The sequence below is a fragment of the Virgibacillus halodenitrificans JCM 12304 genome, assembly GCF_001310895.1.
Lineage (GTDB): Bacteria > Bacillota > Bacilli > Bacillales > Amphibacillaceae > Virgibacillus_Q > Virgibacillus_Q halodenitrificans.
In genome coordinates, this window is the sequence record NZ_BAZS01000066.1 from 1 (window position 1) to 3,371 (window position 3,371).

A 3,371-nucleotide genomic window follows, 5' to 3' on the forward strand; every position below is an offset into this window, starting at 1 on the left:
AAATATGAGAGAGCAAGCCACCCAAATGAGAGACCCGTCCAAAATATGAGAGAGCAAGCCACCTAAATGAGAGACACAACCACCAATCCACCCCATCACTGAAAATACATCCTCACTCCAATAATTACCAATACAACGGAAAGCATCTGTAGGATGACTTTGCCCGGAATGCGTTGAGATAGAAATACGCCAATGTTTGCCCCAAGAATAACTCCTATACCTCCAAATACTACAGTCATCCAGTGGATGTTGCCGTAGTAAAGCTGGGAAAGCACCCCGATAAACGAATATAAGCATAAAGAGAGAATGGAAGTAGCTGCTGCACGATGTGTTGGCACGTGAAAGACATAGATTAATATGGGTACCAACAGCCAGCCACCACCTATTCCGAGATAGCTTGATAGAATGCCCATAACAAGACCTAACGGAATGAACCAGATATCTTTGGGTGCATTTCTTTCCGTTTGTTTCTTTTTTGATAAAAGCTTTCCTTCCCATGGAGAGTTTTTACTGAATAAAAAGATGCCGAGACCAACTAAAATCGTTGCGAAAATAACGTAAAAGTATTGGGAGGAATAAGCTTGCAATAACCATACCCCCAATAGAGCGCCTGGTATCGCGCTAATTCCAATGGTTAAAGCTATTTTGTAGTTGATTTTCTTTTGTTTGGCATAACCAAGCACACCAGTAAAAGAGTTAATTAGTACGATTACTAAACCTGAGCCAGCCGCAATTACTGGGTCCATATCCAGAAGAATTAATAATGCCGGTACAAAAATAAAACCGCCGCCCGCTCCAACAATTGTTCCGTATCCTCCTGCGATAATCCCGATAATTAGAAGTAAAAGTCCTGTCATGATATCCATTATGTTAACCGCCTCCTGAATCATTTTGCTCTTACTATTTTCTCATGCCCCATTAGAAAAAGATAATCGAATAATGTGATAGGGTATAACAGAAATGAATAGGAGTGGTTAATAGTATGATAAAATGTAATATGGGCAAAAAAAGGCAAGGGGGGGATTTGCGCTGAATATTGAGAGTTTACGGATGTTTTGCCGGGTAGTAGAAGAGGGTAGTATTTCACAAGCTGCACGTATGGGTTTTGTGTCACAGCCTGCTGTAACGAGACAGATCCGTCAGCTGGAAAACATTTATGGCACGTCACTTTTTGACAGGCAAGAGGGAAAACTGCGTGTCACAGCGGTTGGGAAAAAGCTTTACCCATATGCTAAGGAAATTGTTGCTTTACATCGATCTTCCTTAGAAACGATTCAGGAACATTTAGGAGAAATAGACAAAACGTTGCGCCTTGGAGCTAGCCTTACCATCGGCGAATATTTACTACCTGACTTGATCGGTCATTTTAAAAAACACCATCCAGATGTGCAATTCAGCTTATCGATTGGTAATACCCCTCAGATGCTGGAAAAATTAGAGGTCAATGAAATCGATCTCGCATTCGTAGAGGGCGTTTTTCAACATGATACATATAAAAGCCGGAAGTTTGCCGATGATGAATTAATACTTGTGACCTCATACAATCATCGTTGGCAAGAAAAAAAGGAGATAAATATACAAGAGCTTTCCGAAGAGAAAATGATTTGGCGGGAAAAAGAATCAGGTACCAGATCGATTGTGGAAGAAGCGCTAAGGAATCATGGAATTCTGGAAAAAATAGATAATGCGATGGAGCTTGGGAGTATGCAAGCGATTAAAAGTGCAGTTGAGGCAAACCTCGGGACAAGCATCTTGCCAAGACTAACAGTGAAAAAGGAACTGGAATTTGAGGTATTGCGTGAGATTTCAGTAAAGGATTTTCACTTGGTTAGGGATTTTTGGATGGTCGTCAAAGAACAACGGTTTAAGCGAGAAATCCAAAGAAATTTTGAGGAGTTTCTAATTACGGAAATGTCCAATTGAAAATGAACGAGCTATTCTATATATAGACAAAATTTAGTGATCGCCCTATAATAGGCTCAACTTAAAATTTTTTGAAAAATAAGGAGCTGACATTTTGATGCACAGTAATCATACAACAAAACCTTCTTGTTGTTCGGCCAGCAGAGGCAGTATTGCGAAGGAAGACACAGTGAATCAGCAAGCGACTTTGAAAAATACAGACGGAATTAAGTTTAAAGAGAAAATGGTTTATCTATCTGGCGGAGAGTTTTTAATGGGAACGGAAGACAGGGACGGTTTTTCTGCTGATAACGAGGGACCGATAAGAAAGGTGAATGTAAAGCCCTTTTACATAGATAAAACCTCTGTTAGTAACAGAGAATTTAAGCAATTTATAGATGAAACAGGTTATATGACAGATGCTGAAAAATATGGCTGGTCCTTTGTTTTTTATAAATTCTTATCAGAAGAGCAGCAGAGGAAATTCCAACAGCCACAAGGGACACCATGGTGGTTTGCTGTTGAGAAGGCATATTGGTATCAGCCCGAGGGCGAGGGTTCGGGTGTCGAGGATCGAATGGATCATCCGGTCATTCATGTATCTTGGAATGATGCGAAAGCTTTTTGTGATTGGGCTGGGAAGCGACTGCCAACAGAGAAGGAATGGGAATTTGCGGCTAGAGGCGGACTTGAACAGAAGAAATATGTTTGGGGAGACGAATTGCATCCAAACGGGGAGCATTATTGTAATATTTGGCAGGGAGACTTCCCGCGTACCAATACAGAGGCGGATGGTTATCTCGGAACCGCGCCGGTAGAATCCTTCCCACCGAACGGATACGGATTATATAATATGGCCGGCAATGTGTGGGAGTGGTGCTCCAACTGGTTTGATAAATCTTTGAATCTATCACCAAAAGTGGACCCACAAGCACCAAAAGCGATGCGAGGCGGATCCTACTTGTGTCATTATTCCTATTGTAATCGCTACCGAGTAGCAGCAAGAAGCTCCAACACCATGGATAGCTCAACAGGAAATCTGGGATTTCGTTGTGCCCGAGATGCTAAATAGGAATGTTGGAAAAACTGGAGGGTGGACCCTTCCAGTTTTTTTGTGCTCATAATGTCTATCATTGATGCTATGACGGACATTGGGACTCGATTTTGCGGTCTTAATGTCTATCATCGACGCTATGACGGACATTGCCGCTCGTTTTAGTGCTCATAATGTCTATCATCGATGCTATGACAGACATTGCCGCTCTATTTAGAGCTCTAAATGTCTATCATCCGTGCCATGATGGACATTGCCGCTCGATTTAGTGCTCTAAATGTCTATCATATAATTTTATAAAAGGCCATTCACATTAAAGATTATAATACGGGGCGATCTCATTCAAAAGAGAGAGTCACACCAAATATGAGACGCATGCGCACTCAAATGAGAGAGCCGCCCCAAATATGAGAGT

3 protein-coding genes are annotated in these 3,371 nt (G+C 41.6%); 2 read left to right on the forward strand and 1 reads right to left on the reverse strand.

From position 1 onward, the window contains the following. Window positions 1-95: 95 nt before the first annotated feature. The gene (locus JCM12304_RS18675; RefSeq protein ID WP_060681986.1) at window positions 96-866 is read right to left on the reverse strand and encodes a sulfite exporter TauE/SafE family protein; all 771 of its coding nucleotides are present in this window, start codon (window positions 864-866) and stop codon (window positions 96-98) included. A gap of 184 nt (window positions 867-1,050) precedes the next feature. Between JCM12304_RS18675 and JCM12304_RS18680 the strand changes: the two genes are divergently transcribed. After that, window positions 1,051-1,923 (forward strand): LysR substrate-binding domain-containing protein, encoded by an 873-nt coding sequence (locus JCM12304_RS18680; RefSeq protein WP_082388085.1) that lies wholly within the window; start codon window positions 1,051-1,053, stop codon window positions 1,921-1,923. A 97-nt stretch (window positions 1,924-2,020) separates the two neighbouring features. Then, window positions 2,021-2,974, forward strand: a complete 954-nt coding sequence (locus tag JCM12304_RS18685; protein WP_060681988.1) for a formylglycine-generating enzyme family protein — start codon at window positions 2,021-2,023, stop codon at window positions 2,972-2,974. Window positions 2,975-3,371: the final 397 nt, after the last annotated feature.

Bases quoted from the DNA above. Each gene is read 5' to 3' on its own strand.
- JCM12304_RS18675 (WP_060681986.1), bottom strand. From the start codon at position 866: ATGGATATCATGACAGGACTTTTACTTCTAATTATCGGGATTATCGCA.
- JCM12304_RS18680 (WP_082388085.1), top strand. From the start codon at position 1,051: ATGTTTTGCCGGGTAGTAGAAGAGGGTAGTATTTCACAAGCTGCACGT.
- JCM12304_RS18685 (WP_060681988.1), top strand. From the start codon at position 2,021: ATGCACAGTAATCATACAACAAAACCTTCTTGTTGTTCGGCCAGCAGA.